Genomic DNA, 15,025 nt, shown 5'->3' on the forward strand with positions numbered 1-15,025 from the left:
CCTCAAGCCGAATTAACAGGTCATGCCATGCGCGTTCTGCTGATCGACAACTACGACAGCTTCACCTGGAACCTGGTCCACCTCATTGGCGGGCTGGGGGCGCAGGTCGACGTCTGGCGCAACGATGCGCTGTCGGTCGAGGATGCACTCAGTGGCGAGCATGACGCGATCGTGCTCTCGCCCGGCCCCTGCACGCCGAACGAGGCCGGCATCTGCCTCGACCTCGTCCGCGAAGGCGCGGGCGTGAAGCCGATCTTCGGCGTCTGCCTCGGCCTGCAGGCGATGGGCCAGGCCTTCGGTGGTGAGGTCGTGCGGGCGCCCCTGCCGATGCATGGCAAGGTCTCTCCGATCCGGCACAAGGCGCGCGGCCTGTTCCGAGGCATCAACGGGCCGCTGCAGGCGACGCGCTATCACTCTCTGGTCGTCGACCGTTCGACCTGCCCGCCGGTGTTCGACATCGAGGCCGAGACCGATGACGGCCTGATCATGGCGCTCTCTCATCGCGAGCTGCCAGTGCATGGCGTCCAGTTCCATCCGGAGAGCATCGCCTCCGAGCATGGCGCGACGATTCTACGGAATTTCCTCGACCTCGCTCAGCGATGGCGCAGCGAACATGACGCCGCCGCCCTGATCCCAACAGCCTGATTCCGCAGAGTTTCCATGGACGATTTCAAACCCTTCATCGCCAAGGTCGCGACCGGCGCGACGCTCTCGCGCGAGGAAGCGCGCGACGCCTTCGACACCATCCTCTCCGGCGAGGTCACCAACGCGCAGTCGGCCGCCTTCCTGATGGCGCTGCGTGTGCGCGGCGAGACCATCGACGAGATCGCCGGCGCAGTCGGTGCGATGCGCGGCAAGATGCTGCCGGTGAAGGCGCCGCCCGAGGCGATCGACATCGTCGGCACCGGCGGCGATTCCTCCGGCTCCTACAACGTCTCGACCCTGGCCTCGATCATCACCGCCGCCTGCGGCGTGCCCGTCGCCAAGCACGGCAACCGGGCGGCATCCTCGCGCTCCGGCGCGGCGGATGTGCTGACCGCGCTCGGTGTCAAGGTCGGGCTCGATCCGGCCGGCACCGAACGATGCATCCGCGAAGCCGGCGTCGGCTTCATGTTCGCGCCGACGCACCATGCCTCGATGCGCCATGTCGCGCCGGTGCGCACCGAGCTCGGCACGCGCACGATCTTCAACCTGCTCGGCCCGCTCTCCAACCCGGCCGGGGCGAAGCGCCAGCTGATTGGTGCTTTCTCCGAGACCTGGCTGGAGCCGATGGTCAAGGTGCTGGCCTCGTTCGGCTCGACCCGCGTCTGGGCCGTGCATGGCTCGGATGGGCTCGACGAGATCACCACCACCGGCCCGACCCGCGTCGTCTCGCTCGAGAACGGCAAGATCGAGAGCTTCCTGATCAATCCCGCGGATGTCGGTCTCGCGCCGGCCAAGCCGGAAGAGCTGCGCGGCGGCACGCCGGAGCAGAACGCCGCAGCGCTGAACGCCGTGCTCGCTGGCGAAAAGACCGGTTTCCGCGATATCGCCGCCTTCAACGCTGCTGCCGCGCTGCTCGTCGCAGGCAAGGCCACGGATCTGAAGGACGGCTTCGCCCAGGCGACGGCCGCGCTCGATTCCGGCAAGGCCAGGGCGACGCTCGCCGCCCTCGTCAAAATCTCGAACGCGTGAGGGCGGCATGACCGACATCCTCGCCAGGATCGAAGCCTATAAGCGCCAGGAGATCGCGGCGGCGAAGGCCGCCATGCCCCTCGCCGAGATCGAGCGGCACGCCCGCGCTGCCGGCAAGCCGCGCGGCTTCGCCGAGGCGCTGGCAGTGAAGGTCGCGGGCGGCACCCCTGCACTCATCGCCGAGATCAAGAAGGCCAGCCCGTCCAAGGGGCTGATCCGCGCCGATTTCGACCCGCCTTCGCTCGCCCGCGCTTATGCGGCCGGCGGCGCGGCCTGCCTCTCCGTGCTGACCGACGCACCCTCCTTCCATGGCCGGCCGGAATTCCTGACGCAGGCGCGCGAGGCCTCTGGCCTGCCGGCACTGCGCAAGGATTTCCTCTACGACACCTATCAGGTCTATGAGGCGCGGGCCTGGGGTGCCGACTGCATCCTGATCATCATGGCCGGCGTCGACGACGCCACCGCCAGGGCCTTGAACGAGACCGCGCGTGAGCTGAGCATGGACGTGCTCGTCGAAGTCCATGACGACGCCGAACTCGATCGTGCACTGAAGCTCGAAAGCCGGCTGCTCGGCATCAACAACCGCGACCTGCGCAGCTTCAACGTCGATCTCGCCGTGACCGAGCGGCTGGCGCCGCGCGTGCCCGCCGACCGTATCGTCATCAGCGAGAGTGGCATCTTCACCCATGCCGACGTCGCCCGGCTCAACACGATCGGCGTCAGCAGCTTCCTCGTCGGCGAAAGCCTGATGCGGCAGGCCGACGTCACGGCGGCAACGCGGGCGCTGCTGACCGGGCAGGCGCAAGAGAACGCGGCGTGAGCCGGCTCAGCCATCTCGACGCCCAGGGCCAGGCGCATATGGTCGATGTCGGCGGCAAGGCCGAGACGGCCCGCACGGCAATAGCCGAGGGCAGCATCGTGATGGCACCGGAGACGGTGGCGATCGTGCGCGATGGCAACGCCAAGAAGGGCGACGTGCTCGGCACGGCGCGGCTCGCCGGCATCATGGCGGCCAAGCGCACGCATGATCTGATCCCGCTCTGCCATCCGCTGCTGCTGAGCAAGATCGCGGTCGATCTCGATCTCGACGAGGCGCTTCCGGGTGTGCGCGTGCGCGCCGAGGTCAAGATGACCGGCCAGACCGGCGTCGAGATGGAGGCGCTGACCGCCGTCTCGGTCGCCTGCCTCACCGTCTACGACATGGTCAAGGCGGTCGACCGGGCGATGCGGATCGAGAATATCCGGCTCGTGCACAAATCCGGCGGCCAGTCCGGCGACTACGACGCGAAGGCTGGTTAGAGGAGTGAGCATGATGTCGCCCGAAAACCGGTTCCCACTTTTCGGCATTATGCTCTGATGGCGCTCACCCCGGTCCCCGTCGCGCGCAAGGCGTTGCTCGACAGCATTCCGGGGCCGACCGGAACCGAGACCCTGCCGCTCGCCCAATGCGCCTGGCGCGTGCTCGGCGGCGACGTGAGGGCGCTGCGCACCCAGCCCCCCTTCGCCAACTCGGCGATGGACGGCTACGCCGTACGCGGCGACGACATGGCGGAAGGCGTCAGCCTCGCCGTGATCGGCGAATCCGCCGCCGGCCGGGCTTTCGAGGGCGGCGTCGGGCCGGGCCAGGCGGTGCGGATATTCACTGGCGCACCGATGCCGGCCGGCGCCGACACCATCCTGATCCAGGAAGATGCCGACGGCGTCGACAGCCCCGCGATCCGGGTGCGCGTGCCGCCGACCAAGGGCAAGTTCCTGCGCGCCGCCGGGCTCGATTTCCATGAGGGCGATGTCCTGCTTGCAACCGGGCGCGTGCTCGACAGCGCCGCGCTCGGGCTCGCGGCGGCGATGGGGCATCCGGCGCTGCCGGTCCGGCGCAAGCCCCGCGTCGCGATCCTCGCCACCGGCGACGAATTGGTCGCTCCCGGCGAGCCCGTCGGGCGCGACCAGATCGTCGCCTCGAACTCGTTTTCACTGGCCGCGCTGGTCGAGAAGGCCGGCGGCGCTCCCCTCGATCTCGGTATCGCCCGCGACGATCATGCCGATCTCGCCGCCAAGATTGGACAGGCGAGCGCGGCCGATGCCGATGTGCTGATCACGCTCGGCGGCGCCTCCGTCGGCGCCCATGACCTCGTGCAGGAGGCTCTGACGCGGGCGGGCATGGAGCTCGGCTTCTGGAAGATCGCGATGCGGCCCGGCAAGCCGATGATGACCGGCCGGCTCGGCCGCATGGTCGTGGTCGGCCTGCCCGGCAATCCGGTCTCCTCGATCGTCTGCGGCCACCTTTTCGTGCTGCCGCTGATCGAGGCTTTGCTCGGCATGGCCGATGCGGATCGGGACCGGAGCATCCCGGCCGTCCTGGGACGCGACATGCCGGGGAATGACGAGCGCGAGGATTATCTGCGTTCCGAGCTGGCGTTGACCCCGGAGGGATGGGTGGCGACGCCTTTCGGCCGGCAGGATTCCTCGATGCTCGGCACGCTGGCGCGAGCCCAGGCGCTGACGATCCGCCCCGCCTTCGCCGACGCGGCCAAAACGGGCGATCCCTGCCGGATCCTACCGCTGCGGTAGGCCGCTTGCGGAACACAAGCAGAACGCGTATGGTGTTCGTGCTTTGTTTCGAATCTGCGCTTTGAAGGGCTGGCGGCAACCATGCTGACACGCAAGCAACACGAACTCCTGCGCTTCATCCAGGAACGCTTGCGCGAGAGCGGGGTGCCGCCCTCCTTCGACGAGATGAAGGACGCGCTCGATTTGCGCTCGAAATCCGGCATCCACCGGTTGATCATGGCGTTGGAGGAGCGCGGCTTCATCCGCCGCCTGCCCAACCGGGCGCGCGCGCTCGAAGTCATCAAGATGCCCGATGGTCTCGGCGCTCCGCAGCAGCGCCCCCGCTTCAGCCCGGCCATCGTCCAGGGCGGTCTCGGATCGCAGCCCAGCCTCGGCAAGCCACGCCCGGGTTCCGGAGCCGATGAGGACAGCCGTTCCTCCATCGCGATTCCGGTCATGGGGCGCATCGCCGCCGGCACGCCCATCTCGGCGATCCAGAGCCGCAGCCACACCGTCTCGCTGCCGCCCGACATGCTCGGCTCCGGCGAGCATTACGCGCTCGAAGTGCGTGGCGATTCGATGGTCGAGGCCGGCATTCTCGACGGCGACACGGTCGTCATCCGCAGGCAGGACACGGCCAATACCGGCGATATCGTGGTGGCGCTGATCGACGACGAGGAGGCCACCCTCAAGCGGCTGCGCAAGCGCGGCTCCTCGATCGCGCTCGAAGCGGCGAACCCGGCCTACGAGACCCGCGTGCTCGGGCCGGATCGGGTCAAGATCCAGGGCCGTCTCGTCAATCTGATGCGGCGCTACTGAAGCCGTTCGATGTCGGCGTCGCTGTCGACGGACACCGATGCCGGGTTGGTGGGCGGCTGATTGTTGGCCCGCGGCGCGGGTGGCGTCGCCTGCGGCTGCTCGCGGCGGCGGCTCCAGGGACGGTCTGCGGCGCCCTGCTCCGAGACATGGCTGCTCCAGCCTGTCGCTGTTCGATAGAGCGAGGTCGCCCCGTCGCGGCTCAGCGCGCCACGGCTGATCAACCTCGCCTTGCAGGCGCCGCTCCAGGAAATCGCGGTGACGACGAGGTCGGCGCGGAGGCAGTCCTCGATGATTGCGAGCCGATCGCGCGTGTAAGACACGGTGCGCTGATCGGCCGTGCGGCCGATGCAGCCCAGGCTGTCGCAAACGATGCCGGCCCGCAGCGTCGGATCATCCGGCGAGCGGCTGTCACCATCGGACGAGAGCCATTGTTGCAGGACAAAGCGGCTGGGCCTTCCGGCGATGGCGAGCCGGCCATCGGCTCCGCGCAGCGCTAGACCCGAGCCGTCGCGTTCGATCAGGATCTCCGGCCGCTCGGGCTTGCCGGCGACGGCGACGCCGAACATGAGCGGGATGGCCGCCAGCCAGCGCCAGGCCGTTGTCCAGAGCGTCAGCCAGAGCAATGTCAGCACGAAGCAGACGAGCACGGCGGGACCGAAGGCCGCGATCATCACCGTTGAATGGTCGATGGCCGCGACCCAGTGCGCCACCTTCAGCACGACATCCGAGGCGAGCCCCATCAGCGCCCAGGCCGGCCAATCCAGCCCGAAGGGATAGGCCAAAACGCCGAAGACCGCCGCCGGCATGACGAAGAGCGAGACGAAGGGCAGCGCCATGGCATTGCCGAGCAGCCCCAAAGGATTGAAGGTCTGGAAGTGATAGGCGCCGAAGGGTGCGGTCGCCGCCGTGGCGAGCAAGGTGGTGACGACGATGCCGAGCGCTGCGGTCCAGAGCGGGCCGACAGGCCAAGGCAGAACTGGCGGAGGCCGGGCGCGGTCCCGCCGCTCCCAACGTTCGGCGAACGCGATCAGTGCCGCGACCGCGCCGAAGGACATCTGGAAGCTCGGCCCGAGCAGGGCCTCGGGCTCGCGCAGCTGCACGATCATCGCAGCGAGCGCGAGGTTGCGCATGCTCAACGCCGCGCGGTCGACCAGGATGGCACCCAGCATCACCAGCGTCATGATCAGCGAACGCTCGGTCGCGACGTCGCTGCCCGAGAAGATGCAGTAGGCGGTTGCACCGAGCATGGCGGCCACGGCGGCGAGCTTCTTGACCGGCCAACGCAATGCGATCGTCTGCGAGATCGCCAGCAGGGCTCGCACCAGCCAGAAGATCGTGCCGGCAGCGAGCACCATGTGGAGCCCCGAGATCGAGACGATATGGTAGATACCGGCGGCGCGCAGGTCGTTGTTGGTCGCCTCGGTGATCAGCCCGCGCTTGCCCGTGACGAGCGCGGCCGCCACCGCGCCGCCCTGCCCGCCGCCGGCCTCGGCGATGCGCCGGGTCAGGGCGTTGCGGGCCTTGTCGATCGCCACATCGATCGCCAGACGCGTCGGCATCGGATAGGGCGGCGGCGCCAAAGCGAGCTTGCCGGATATGCTGCCGACAGCTCCGATTCCCTTGAAGAAGGCATCGCGGCCGAAATCATAGCCGCCCGCCCGCGCCGGCCCCGGCGGAGGCAGCAGCCGGGCGGTCGCGACGATATGGTCCCCGGGCGCGACGGAGCCGGCGCGGATGTTGACGCGCACCCGCTTCGGGCGCTCGCCCTCCGGCACCCCCGCGAGATCGGTCACCAGCACGACGATGCGGGCACCGTTGTCCCTTGCCTCCACCGTTTCGACATAGCCTGTCAGCTTGCCGATCCGCGGCCGCTCCAGCATCGGTGCTGATATGTCGGCGGTACGCCAGACCCCCGCCGCAAAGCCGGCAAAAGCGGCGGCCGCAGCCAGGCAAGCCATCGATGGAAGGCGATGGAAGCGCAAGGCAAAGGCAAGTCCAATGCTCAGGACGAGGCCAAGCAACGGCGCCCACAAAGCCGGCTCACGATCTGCCGCGAAATAAAACACGATGCCGGCGCCCATCGCCACGGGCAGCCACAGGAACGGGCGGCGGCGCTCGGCCTCCAGCGCGAGGGCACGGCCCAAGCGCGCCTGCCAGCCCTGCAACCATGCATCGAGCCACACCGGCGCCGGCCAGGATGGCCGCAAACGCAGAGGCACGGCGCCAACGCGGGCGCCGCGCCGTTCCCCCTGCCCTGACGGCCCCGGCTGCATCGCCTGCCCCATCCCCATCGGCATTGCGATTTGACCGCTTAACCTTTCCGGCCAAGCCATGTTACAGGGCGCGCGCCGGTTGTCATGTCATGACCTGCGCCATTTCCCACGTTTACCCCGGACGGTTTTCCCCGCCCGGCCGGAGTCGCCTCCCATGAGCAACGCCGTCGTCACGCGCTTTGCGCCCTCGCCCACCGGTTTCCTGCATATCGGCGGGGGGCGGACGGCGCTGTTCAACTGGCTCTACGCCCGCCGGCACGGCGGCAAGATGCTGCTGCGCATCGAGGACACGGACAGGGAACGTTCGACCGACGCCGCCATCACGGCGATCCTCGACGGGCTGGAGTGGCTCGGCCTCGATTGGGACGGCCAGACCGTCTACCAGTTCCAGCGCGCGGCGCGCCATCGCGAGGTCGCCGAGCAGATGCTCGCCGCCGGCAAGGCCTATCATTGCTACGCCACCCCGGCCGAGCTCGACGAGATGCGCGAGAAGGCCCGCGCCGAGGGCAAGCCGCTGCGCTATGACGGGCGCTGGCGCGACCGCGACCCGGCGACTGCGCCGGCCGGCGTCAAGCCGGTCATCCGCCTGAAGGCGCCGCAGACCGGCGAGACGGTGGTGAACGACGAGGTCCAGGGCCGCGTCGTCTGGCAGAACGAGAATCTCGACGATCTCGTGCTGCTGCGCTCGGACGGCAACCCGACCTATATGCTCGCCGTCGTCGTCGACGACCATGACATGGGCGTCACCCACGTCATCCGCGGCGACGACCATCTGACCAACGCCGCCCGCCAGACCCAGATCTACGATGCGCTCGGCTGGGACGTGCCGAGCATGTCGCATATCCCGCTGATTCATGGGCCGGACGGCGCCAAGCTCTCGAAGCGCCACGGTGCGCTCGGCATCGATGCCTATCGCTCGATGGGCTATCTGCCGGCAGCACTGCGCAACTATCTCGTGCGGCTGGGCTGGAGCCATGGCGACCAGGAGGTCTTCTCGACACAGGAGATGATCGACGCCTTCAATCTCTCCTCGATCGGCCGCTCGCCCGCGCGCTTCGACTACGCCAAGCTCGAGAACCTCAACGGGCTCTACATGCGCCAGTCGAGCGACCAGGAACTGCTCGATGCGCTCAAGGTCATCCTGCCGGAGATCGGGCCGGCACGCGGGGTCGCGCCGACGCTGTCGCCCGAGCTCGAGGCGAAGTTCCTTGCCGCCATGCCGGGGCTCAAGGAGCGCGCCAAGACGCTGGTGGAGCTGCTCGACAGCGCGTTCTATCTCTATGCCCCGCGCCCGCTGAAGCTCGACGAGAAGGCCGCCGGGCTTCTCGACGACGCAGCGCGCCAGCGTCTCTCGCAGATCGCCGAGAAACTCGCTGCCGTCGCCGACTGGATGCCCGCGCCTCTCGAAGCTGCCGTGAGGGCCTATGCCGAGGAGAACGGCCTGAAGCTCGGCCAGGCGGCACAGCCGCTGCGCGCCGCGCTGACGGGACGGGCGATGTCTCCGGGGCTGTTCGACGTGATGGCCGTGCTCGGCCGCGAGGAGACATTGGCGCGGCTCGCAGACCAGGCGTGAGCCGCTCAGGAGCACAGCCGGGCCGATGGATCGCCGTGCTTGCGGCTCCCGCTGCAACGATTGCAAGGGGATGGAAGAGCACCGGCGCCTTGCTCGCGGAGATATGAGCGAGGCGCGGTTCGAACCGCCTTTTGGCTCGGTTGAATGCGCTGGGCAAATGGTCTAGTGACGCGCAAGTGCGTTGCGCTGCAGCACCGTGGCGGGGCACGAATATTGCTTGTATATCAGCTACATGGATCGCCTTCTAACTCCTCCGACGACATGTTCCCGTCATATCGCGGCCTTCGGATGGGGGAAGCCCGGCGCGAAAGCTCCGGCCACCAGGCGAAACAGGGGCTGAACAGCAGCGAGCCTTGAAAGGATCGGTATCGATGAGCGGAAACACGAGCCAGCTCCAGGTCGGCGACAAGACCGTCGACATGGCGATCAAGACGGGATCGGTCGGTCCCTCCGTCATCGACATCGCCAAGCTCTACGCCCAAACGGGCATGTTCACCTACGACCCCGGCTTCACCTCGACGGCGAGCTGCGAGTCGCAGATCACTTATATCGACGGCGATGCCGGCATCCTGCTCTATCGCGGCTATCCGATCGACCAGCTCGCCGAGCACGGCGATTTCCTCGAGACCTGCTATCTGCTGCTTTACGGCGAGCTGCCGACCGCCGCCCAGAAGGCGGATTTCGACTATCGCATCACGCGCCACACCATGGTGCACGAGCAGATGGCCCGCTTCTTCCAGGGCTTCCGCCGCGATGCGCATCCGATGGCCGTCATGGTCGGCTCGATCGGCGCAATGTCGGCCTTCTATCACGACTCGACCGACATCTCGGACCCGCAGCAGCGCATGATCGCCTCGATGCGGATGATCGCGAAGGTGCCGACGCTCGCCGCGATGGCCTATAAATACACCGTCGGCCAACCTTTCGTGTATCCGCTGAACTCGCTGGACTACACGTCGAACTTCCTGCGCATGTGCTTCGCGGTGCCTGCCGAGGAGTACAAGGTCAATCCGGTGCTGTCGCGCGCGCTCGACCGCATCTTCATCCTGCACGCCGACCACGAACAGAACGCCTCGACCTCGACGGTGCGTCTTGCGGGCTCGTCGGGCGCCAACCCCTTCGCCTGTATCGCGGCCGGTACGGCCTGCCTGTGGGGGCCCGCCCATGGCGGCGCCAACGAGGCGGCACTCAAGATGCTCGAGGAGATCGGCTCGGTCGACAACATCCCGAAGTATATCGCCAAGGCGAAGGACAAGAACGACCCGTTCCGCCTGATGGGCTTCGGCCACCGGGTCTACAAGAACTACGATCCGCGCGCCAAGATCATGCAGAAGACCACGCATGAGGTGCTGAACGAGCTCGGCATCAAGGACGACCCGCTGCTCGACGTCGCGATCGAGCTGGAGCGCATCGCGCTCAGCGACGAATACTTCATCGAGAAGAAGCTCTATCCGAACATCGATTTCTATTCGGGCATCACGTTGAAGGCGATGGGCTTCCCGACCTCGATGTTCACCGTGCTCTTCGCCGTGGCCCGCACCGTCGGCTGGATCGCGCAGTGGAAGGAGATGATCGAGGACCCGTCCCAGAAGATCGGCCGTCCGCGTCAGCTCTATACCGGCTCGCCGCAGCGCGACTATTCGCCGATCGGCCGCCGCTGAACTCAACGCCAGGAACGATGACGACAAGGGCGCGGTGGTCTCCACCGCGCCCTTATTGTTTCAGATGATTGATGAAAGTCGCGCGGGTGATCCGCTGGCGCGGGCAGCTAAAGTCGGGTCTTCCAACGGAGATCCGTTCATGACCGACAACCGCTTTCTCGACCGCCGCTCCTTCCTCATAGCGGCAGGAGCCGCCGGGCTCGTCGGCACGCAAGCCCGGGCGCAGGCCGCGTTCCCGACCCGGCCGATCACGCTCATCGTGCCCTTCGCTGCCGGCGGCTCGACCGATATCGTCGCCCGTCTCGTCGGCCAGAAGATGGGCGAGCTCATCGGCCAGAATATCGTGATCGAGAACCGGGCCGGTGCGGGCGGCAACATCGGGTCCACCGCCGTCGCGCGCGCGGCGCCGGACGGCTACACACTGCTGCTCGGTACGATCTCGACGCATGCCCTCAATCCCGCGATCCTGAAGACAGTGACCTTCGACGCCGTGAAGGACTTCACCCCCATCTCGCTGCTCGCGATAGTTCCCAACGTGATGGTGGTGCACCCCGACTTCCCGGCCAAGACGGTCAAGGAGGTGCTGCAGGTGCTGAAGGACAATCCGGGCAAGTACTCCTATGCCTCGTCCGGCGTCGGCACGCCGCTGCATCTCTCCGGGGAGCTCTTCAAATCGCTCGGCGGCGTCCAGATGAACCATGTGCCCTATCGCGGCGCCGGGCCGGCGCTGAACGACGTCGTCTCCGGCGCGGTGCCGATCATGTTCGACAACCTGCCCTCCTCCGCCGGTTTCATTCGCAACGGCCAGTTGCGGGCGATCGGCGTCACCACCAAGGAGCGCGTCTCGTCCTTCCCCGATCTTCCGACCATCGCCGAGGGCGGCTTGGCCGGGTACGAGACCTATACCTGGAACGCGCTGTTCGGCCCGGCGAACATGCCCCGGCCGATCGTCGACAAGCTCAACCAGGTCGCCAACCAGGCGCTCAAGGACGAGAACGTGAAGAAGAGGCTCAACGACGTCAGTGCCGACATCGTCGGCTCGACACCGGAGCAACTCGGCGAGCACGTCAAGGTCGAGCTGGCGAAATGGGCGCCGATCGCCAAGGCCTCCGGCGCGGTCGTCGAGTAGGCCGCCCTTATAAGTTCAAGCCTCGCGGTCAGCCTGCGAGGCAACCAAGGCCAGCGCCGCTTCGACGGCGTTGGCGGCAGGGCTCGGCCCGGCCGAGCGCATGATTGTCTCGACCTCGGCGAAGCCATCGAGCTGCGCCTGCCGTTCAGTGCCTTCAGCTAGCGCTATGAGCAGCTTTCGGCTCAAGGAGTCCGCCGTCGCGTCATCCTGGATGAATTCGGGGACGACGCTCCGGCCGACGATCAGGTTGGGCAGGATCACGCTCGGCACCTTGATAAGCCGCCGGGCCAGCACCGCCTCCCAGCCTGCCCCGCGATAGGCCGCAACCGTCGGAACGCCGGCCAGCGCCAGTTCGAGCGTCACGGTGCCGGAAGCGGCCAGGGCTGCGCGGGCTCCCCGAAAAGCCGCGAGCTTCCCCGCCTCGCCGCTGATGATCTCCGGTGCGACCGGCCAGCGCGCCACCGCCTCCGCTATCATCGGCTGCAGCCGGGCAACGGCCGGCAGAACGAAGCGCGCGCCGGGAACAGCAGCGGCCACCCGTGCGACCGCCTCACCGAAAACCGGCATCAGATGGTGGATCTCGGAGCGCCGGCTGCCGGGCAGGACCAGCACCTGCGGCTGCGCAGAATCATCGCGCATGCCCTGCTCGGCAGAGTTCGGCCTGAATTCGGCGAGGCGCTCCATCAGCGGATGGCCGACATAGATCGTCTCGGGACCGTGAAGCCGCGCCAGCGCGGCGGGCTCGAACGGCAGCAGCGCCAGGATGCGGTCGACATGCGGCGCCATGCGGCGCGCGCGGCCGGAGCGCCAGGCCCAGACGCTCGGGCAAACCCAGTGCACGATCGGGATATGAGGCGCGCGCGCGCGAACCTTCTTCGCCACACGCAGGCAGAAATCCGGGCTGTCGATCGTCAGCAGCAGATCGGGCTGGAAATCGGCGATACCGCGGGCGGCATCCTCCATCCGCCTCAGGAGAAGTGGGAGGCGTGCGATCACCGGACCGAAGCCCATCACCGCGATATCGGCCTGCGGAAAGAACGGCACCAGCCCTGCTTGCGGCAGGCCGTGATCGCCGACGCCGCGCAATTCGATGGGGCGATCGCCCAATCGTTCGCGCAGGGCCGCAAGGAAGCGTAGTGCGAGCGCATCGCCGGAGGCTTCGCCCGCTATGATGGCGAGCTTGAAGGGGCGCATCAGGCGACGCCTTCGATGAAGAGCCCGAGCTGATCCGCCTGTCGCCCAAGCGCTTCGCGGTCACCGACCAGCACCTCGCCCGCCCTCAGCCCGATGCCCGACAAACCGGCTTCGGCGATGTTGCGCAGGGTGTCCGGCCCGATGGCTGGCATATCGACGCGAAGATCCTGCCCCGTTTTAGGAGCCTTCACGAGCACGCCGTCGCCCTTGCCGATCTTGAGGCGCCCGCGCGCGACGAGATCCGCGACGCGCCTGATCATCGCGTCCGTACCCTCGGCGGCCTCGATCGCGATGACCCGATGGTCGGCTAGGATCGCCGTCTGGCCGACATCGAACGGCGACAGCGCCGCCAGCAGCGAGAAGCCATGCCCGAGCATGGCCTGCTGCTCTGCCGTCGCCTGCCTGCGGCCGAGCGGCCCCCGGGGCGCGGTCAGTTCCGGCGCAATGTCCGCCGGGCCGTGGACGCGGAAGCCTTGCTCCTCGAAGAAGCGGACGACACCACGCAGCAGATGGTCGTCGCCGCCCTGGAACGCGCGCGCGAAGTGAGGCAGATATTTCAAGGTCGAGGCTTCCGGCCGCAGCGCCCCGAAGCTGGGCCGCGGCAGGCTTCCCAGCATGACGATGTCGCCAATGCTGCGCCGGCGCAACTCGCTCAGCAGGCTGCCGAGCTGGCCGAGACGGTAGCTCCGCACATCAGCATCGCCGAAAGCCGCGGGGTCGGCCGCGCCTTCCAGCGCCGCAATGAAGGGCCGCTCACCATGCCCGGCGAGAATCTGGGCCAATCGGACCGGATACTGGCCTGCGCCCGCGATCATCACGAGCGGGCCGTGCACGGTTCTCTCGGAGCTCACCTCTCCACGGCGGAGACGTCATGCGGCATGCACAGCGCCTTGTCGCCGCCTTCCCTGATGAAATCCAGGATCTCGTGGACCAGCGGATGCGAGGCGAACTCGGCCGCGACGTCCTCGACACGCTCGGTCAAGGTTCCTTCATCGGCGAAGAGCAGGCGGTAGGCGCGGCGCAGCTCATGGATCTGCTCGCGCGTGAAGCCGCGGCGCTTGAGGCCGATGAGATTCAACCCGACGAGATGGGCTGGATTGTCGCGGATCGTGCCGAAAGGAATGACGTCGCTCAACACCCCGGCTCCGCCGCCGATGAAGGCGTGATCGCCGATACGGATGAATTGCTGCAGGCCAGCGCCGCCACCGACGATGACGAAATTGCCGATCGTGACATGACCGGCGCACATCACGTTGTTCGAGAAGATGACGCTGCTGCCGAGACGGCTGTCATGGCCGACATGCGAGTTGGCCAGGAAGAAGCAGCGGTCGCCGACGCTCGTGACCATGCCCCCGCCCTCGGTGCCGGGGTTCATGGTGACCCCCTCGCGGATCTGGCATTCCTCGCCGATCGTCAGCGTCGACGGCTCGCCGCGATATTTCACGTCCTGGGGAGGATGCCCGATCGAGGCGAAGGGATAGATCCGCGTGCGCGCTCCGACCGTGGTGCGGCCGGCGACGACCACGTGGCTGAGGAGCTCGACGCCCTCACCAAGTACGACATCGGGACCAACGGTGCAGAATGGTCCGATCCGGACCCCCGCGCCGAGTTGCGCCTTGGGGTCGACAACCGACATGGGATGAATGGAAGGGCTCATCGGGAGCTGATCCTGATCTCGCAACGCCGCTGCCTCAAACGACCATGGCCGAGATTTCGGCCTCGGCCACGAGCACGCCTTCCACCCGCGCCTCGCCGCGGTAGAACCAGATATTGCGCTTGCGGGCCAGCTTGGTCATGTGGAAGCGCAGCGTGTCGCCGGGGATGACAGGCTTACGGAACTTGGCCTTGTCGATCGTCGTGAACAGGACCGTCTTGACCTCCTGCTCCCCCGCAGCGCGTGCGTTGACGACCAGCACGCCGGCTGTCTGCGCCATGGCCTCGATCATGAGCACGCCCGGGAAGACGGGCCGCTCCGGGAAGTGGCCGGTGAACTGCGGCTCGTTGACGGTGACGTTCTTGATGCCCACGCCGGACTGGTCCCCATCGATCTCGACGACCCGGTCGACTAGCAGAAAGGGATAGCGGTGGGGAATGCTGGCCATGATCTTCTGGATGTCGATCACACCCAGTGCCGTCGTCGCCTCGCTCATTGTCT

The 15,025-nt window shown here is 67.5% G+C and carries 14 protein-coding genes; 9 read left to right on the forward strand and 5 right to left on the reverse strand.

The genetic code is table 11. The features are described from left to right. Positions 1-27 precede the first annotated feature (27 nt). The 6 genes from NWE53_RS06475 to lexA all read left to right on the forward strand — a co-directional run bounded on the left by NWE53_RS06475 (position 28) and on the right by lexA (position 5,040). Positions 28-645: an anthranilate synthase component II gene (locus NWE53_RS06475; RefSeq protein WP_265053536.1), complete on the forward strand. Its 618-nt coding sequence runs from the start codon at positions 28-30 to the stop codon at positions 643-645. Between the two features lie 15 nt (positions 646-660). Beyond that, on the forward strand, positions 661-1,674 hold the full coding sequence (gene trpD, locus NWE53_RS06480) for an anthranilate phosphoribosyltransferase (protein ID WP_442864981.1): 1,014 nt from the start codon (positions 661-663) through the stop codon (positions 1,672-1,674). Positions 1,675-1,681: 7 nt separating this feature from the next. Then, entirely contained in the window at positions 1,682-2,494 is an 813-nt protein-coding gene (trpC, locus tag NWE53_RS06485; RefSeq protein ID WP_265053537.1) for an indole-3-glycerol phosphate synthase TrpC, read from the forward strand. Further along, a complete protein-coding gene (gene moaC, locus NWE53_RS06490) occupies positions 2,491-2,973 on the forward strand; it encodes a cyclic pyranopterin monophosphate synthase MoaC (protein WP_265053538.1) in 483 nt (160 codons plus the stop codon). The genes trpC and moaC overlap by 4 nt, the downstream gene beginning before the upstream one ends. 57 nt (positions 2,974-3,030) lie before the next feature. Next, the gene (locus NWE53_RS06495; protein WP_265053539.1) at positions 3,031-4,242 is read left to right on the forward strand and encodes a molybdopterin molybdotransferase MoeA; all 1,212 of its coding nucleotides are present in this window, start codon (positions 3,031-3,033) and stop codon (positions 4,240-4,242) included. Between the two features lie 81 nt (positions 4,243-4,323). After that, positions 4,324-5,040: a transcriptional repressor LexA gene (lexA, locus tag NWE53_RS06500; protein WP_265053540.1), complete on the forward strand. Its 717-nt coding sequence runs from the start codon at positions 4,324-4,326 to the stop codon at positions 5,038-5,040. Here the strand turns inward: lexA and NWE53_RS06505 are convergent. Beyond that, on the reverse strand, positions 5,034-7,184 hold the full coding sequence (locus NWE53_RS06505) for a ComEC/Rec2 family competence protein (protein ID WP_265053541.1): 2,151 nt from the start codon (positions 7,182-7,184) through the stop codon (positions 5,034-5,036). The genes lexA and NWE53_RS06505 overlap by 7 nt on opposite strands. 283 nt (positions 7,185-7,467) lie before the next feature. Here NWE53_RS06505 and gltX point away from each other — a divergent pair, with 283 nt between their 5' ends. The 3 genes from gltX to NWE53_RS06520 all read left to right on the forward strand — a co-directional run bounded on the left by gltX (position 7,468) and on the right by NWE53_RS06520 (position 11,676). Next, positions 7,468-8,886 (forward strand): glutamate--tRNA ligase, encoded by a 1,419-nt coding sequence (gene gltX / locus NWE53_RS06510; RefSeq protein ID WP_265053542.1) that lies wholly within the window; start codon positions 7,468-7,470, stop codon positions 8,884-8,886. Between the two features lie 371 nt (positions 8,887-9,257). Further along, positions 9,258-10,547, forward strand: a complete 1,290-nt coding sequence (gene gltA, locus NWE53_RS06515) for a citrate synthase (protein ID WP_265053543.1) — start codon at positions 9,258-9,260, stop codon at positions 10,545-10,547. Between the two features lie 139 nt (positions 10,548-10,686). Further along, positions 10,687-11,676, forward strand: coding sequence for a Bug family tripartite tricarboxylate transporter substrate binding protein (locus NWE53_RS06520; RefSeq protein ID WP_265053544.1), 990 nt, complete (start codon positions 10,687-10,689; stop codon positions 11,674-11,676). 15 nt (positions 11,677-11,691) lie between these two features. On the opposite strand, the gene lpxB is transcribed toward NWE53_RS06520, so the two are convergent. Genes lpxB through fabZ form a run of 4 tightly spaced genes read right to left on the reverse strand, consistent with a single transcriptional unit; the run spans position 11,692 to position 15,020 of the window. Beyond that, positions 11,692-12,870 (reverse strand): lipid-A-disaccharide synthase, encoded by a 1,179-nt coding sequence (gene lpxB / locus NWE53_RS06525; RefSeq protein WP_265053545.1) that lies wholly within the window; start codon positions 12,868-12,870, stop codon positions 11,692-11,694. Beyond that, entirely contained in the window at positions 12,870-13,703 is an 834-nt protein-coding gene (locus NWE53_RS06530) for an LpxI family protein (protein ID WP_265053546.1), read from the reverse strand. The genes lpxB and NWE53_RS06530 overlap by 1 nt, the downstream gene beginning before the upstream one ends. A 14-nt stretch (positions 13,704-13,717) precedes the next feature. Continuing rightward, the gene (gene lpxA, locus NWE53_RS06535) at positions 13,718-14,527 is read right to left on the reverse strand and encodes an acyl-ACP--UDP-N-acetylglucosamine O-acyltransferase (protein ID WP_265053547.1); all 810 of its coding nucleotides are present in this window, start codon (positions 14,525-14,527) and stop codon (positions 13,718-13,720) included. Between the two features lie 34 nt (positions 14,528-14,561). Next, entirely contained in the window at positions 14,562-15,020 is a 459-nt protein-coding gene (gene fabZ / locus NWE53_RS06540; protein ID WP_265053548.1) for a 3-hydroxyacyl-ACP dehydratase FabZ, read from the reverse strand. Positions 15,021-15,025: the final 5 nt, after the last annotated feature.

Origin of the sequence: Bosea sp. NBC_00550, from assembly GCF_026020075.1 — a bacterium.
Taxonomy (GTDB): domain Bacteria; phylum Pseudomonadota; class Alphaproteobacteria; order Rhizobiales; family Beijerinckiaceae; genus Allobosea.

Excerpts from the sequence above, each read along its gene's own strand:
- trpD (WP_442864981.1), top strand. The coding sequence starts at position 661 with ATGGACGATTTCAAACCCTTCATCGCCAAGGTCGCGACCGGCGCGACG.
- gltX (WP_265053542.1), top strand. The coding sequence starts at position 7,468 with ATGAGCAACGCCGTCGTCACGCGCTTTGCGCCCTCGCCCACCGGTTTC.
- NWE53_RS06475 (WP_265053536.1), top strand. The coding sequence starts at position 28 with ATGCGCGTTCTGCTGATCGACAACTACGACAGCTTCACCTGGAACCTG.
- gltA (WP_265053543.1), top strand. The coding sequence starts at position 9,258 with ATGAGCGGAAACACGAGCCAGCTCCAGGTCGGCGACAAGACCGTCGAC.
- NWE53_RS06495 (WP_265053539.1), top strand. The coding sequence starts at position 3,031 with ATGGCGCTCACCCCGGTCCCCGTCGCGCGCAAGGCGTTGCTCGACAGC.
- lpxB (WP_265053545.1), bottom strand. The coding sequence starts at position 12,870 with ATGCGCCCCTTCAAGCTCGCCATCATAGCGGGCGAAGCCTCCGGCGAT.
- lpxA (WP_265053547.1), bottom strand. The coding sequence starts at position 14,527 with ATGAGCCCTTCCATTCATCCCATGTCGGTTGTCGACCCCAAGGCGCAA.
- fabZ (WP_265053548.1), bottom strand. The coding sequence starts at position 15,020 with ATGAGCGAGGCGACGACGGCACTGGGTGTGATCGACATCCAGAAGATC.
- trpC (WP_265053537.1), top strand. The coding sequence starts at position 1,682 with ATGACCGACATCCTCGCCAGGATCGAAGCCTATAAGCGCCAGGAGATC.
- NWE53_RS06520 (WP_265053544.1), top strand. The coding sequence starts at position 10,687 with ATGACCGACAACCGCTTTCTCGACCGCCGCTCCTTCCTCATAGCGGCA.
- lexA (WP_265053540.1), top strand. The coding sequence starts at position 4,324 with ATGCTGACACGCAAGCAACACGAACTCCTGCGCTTCATCCAGGAACGC.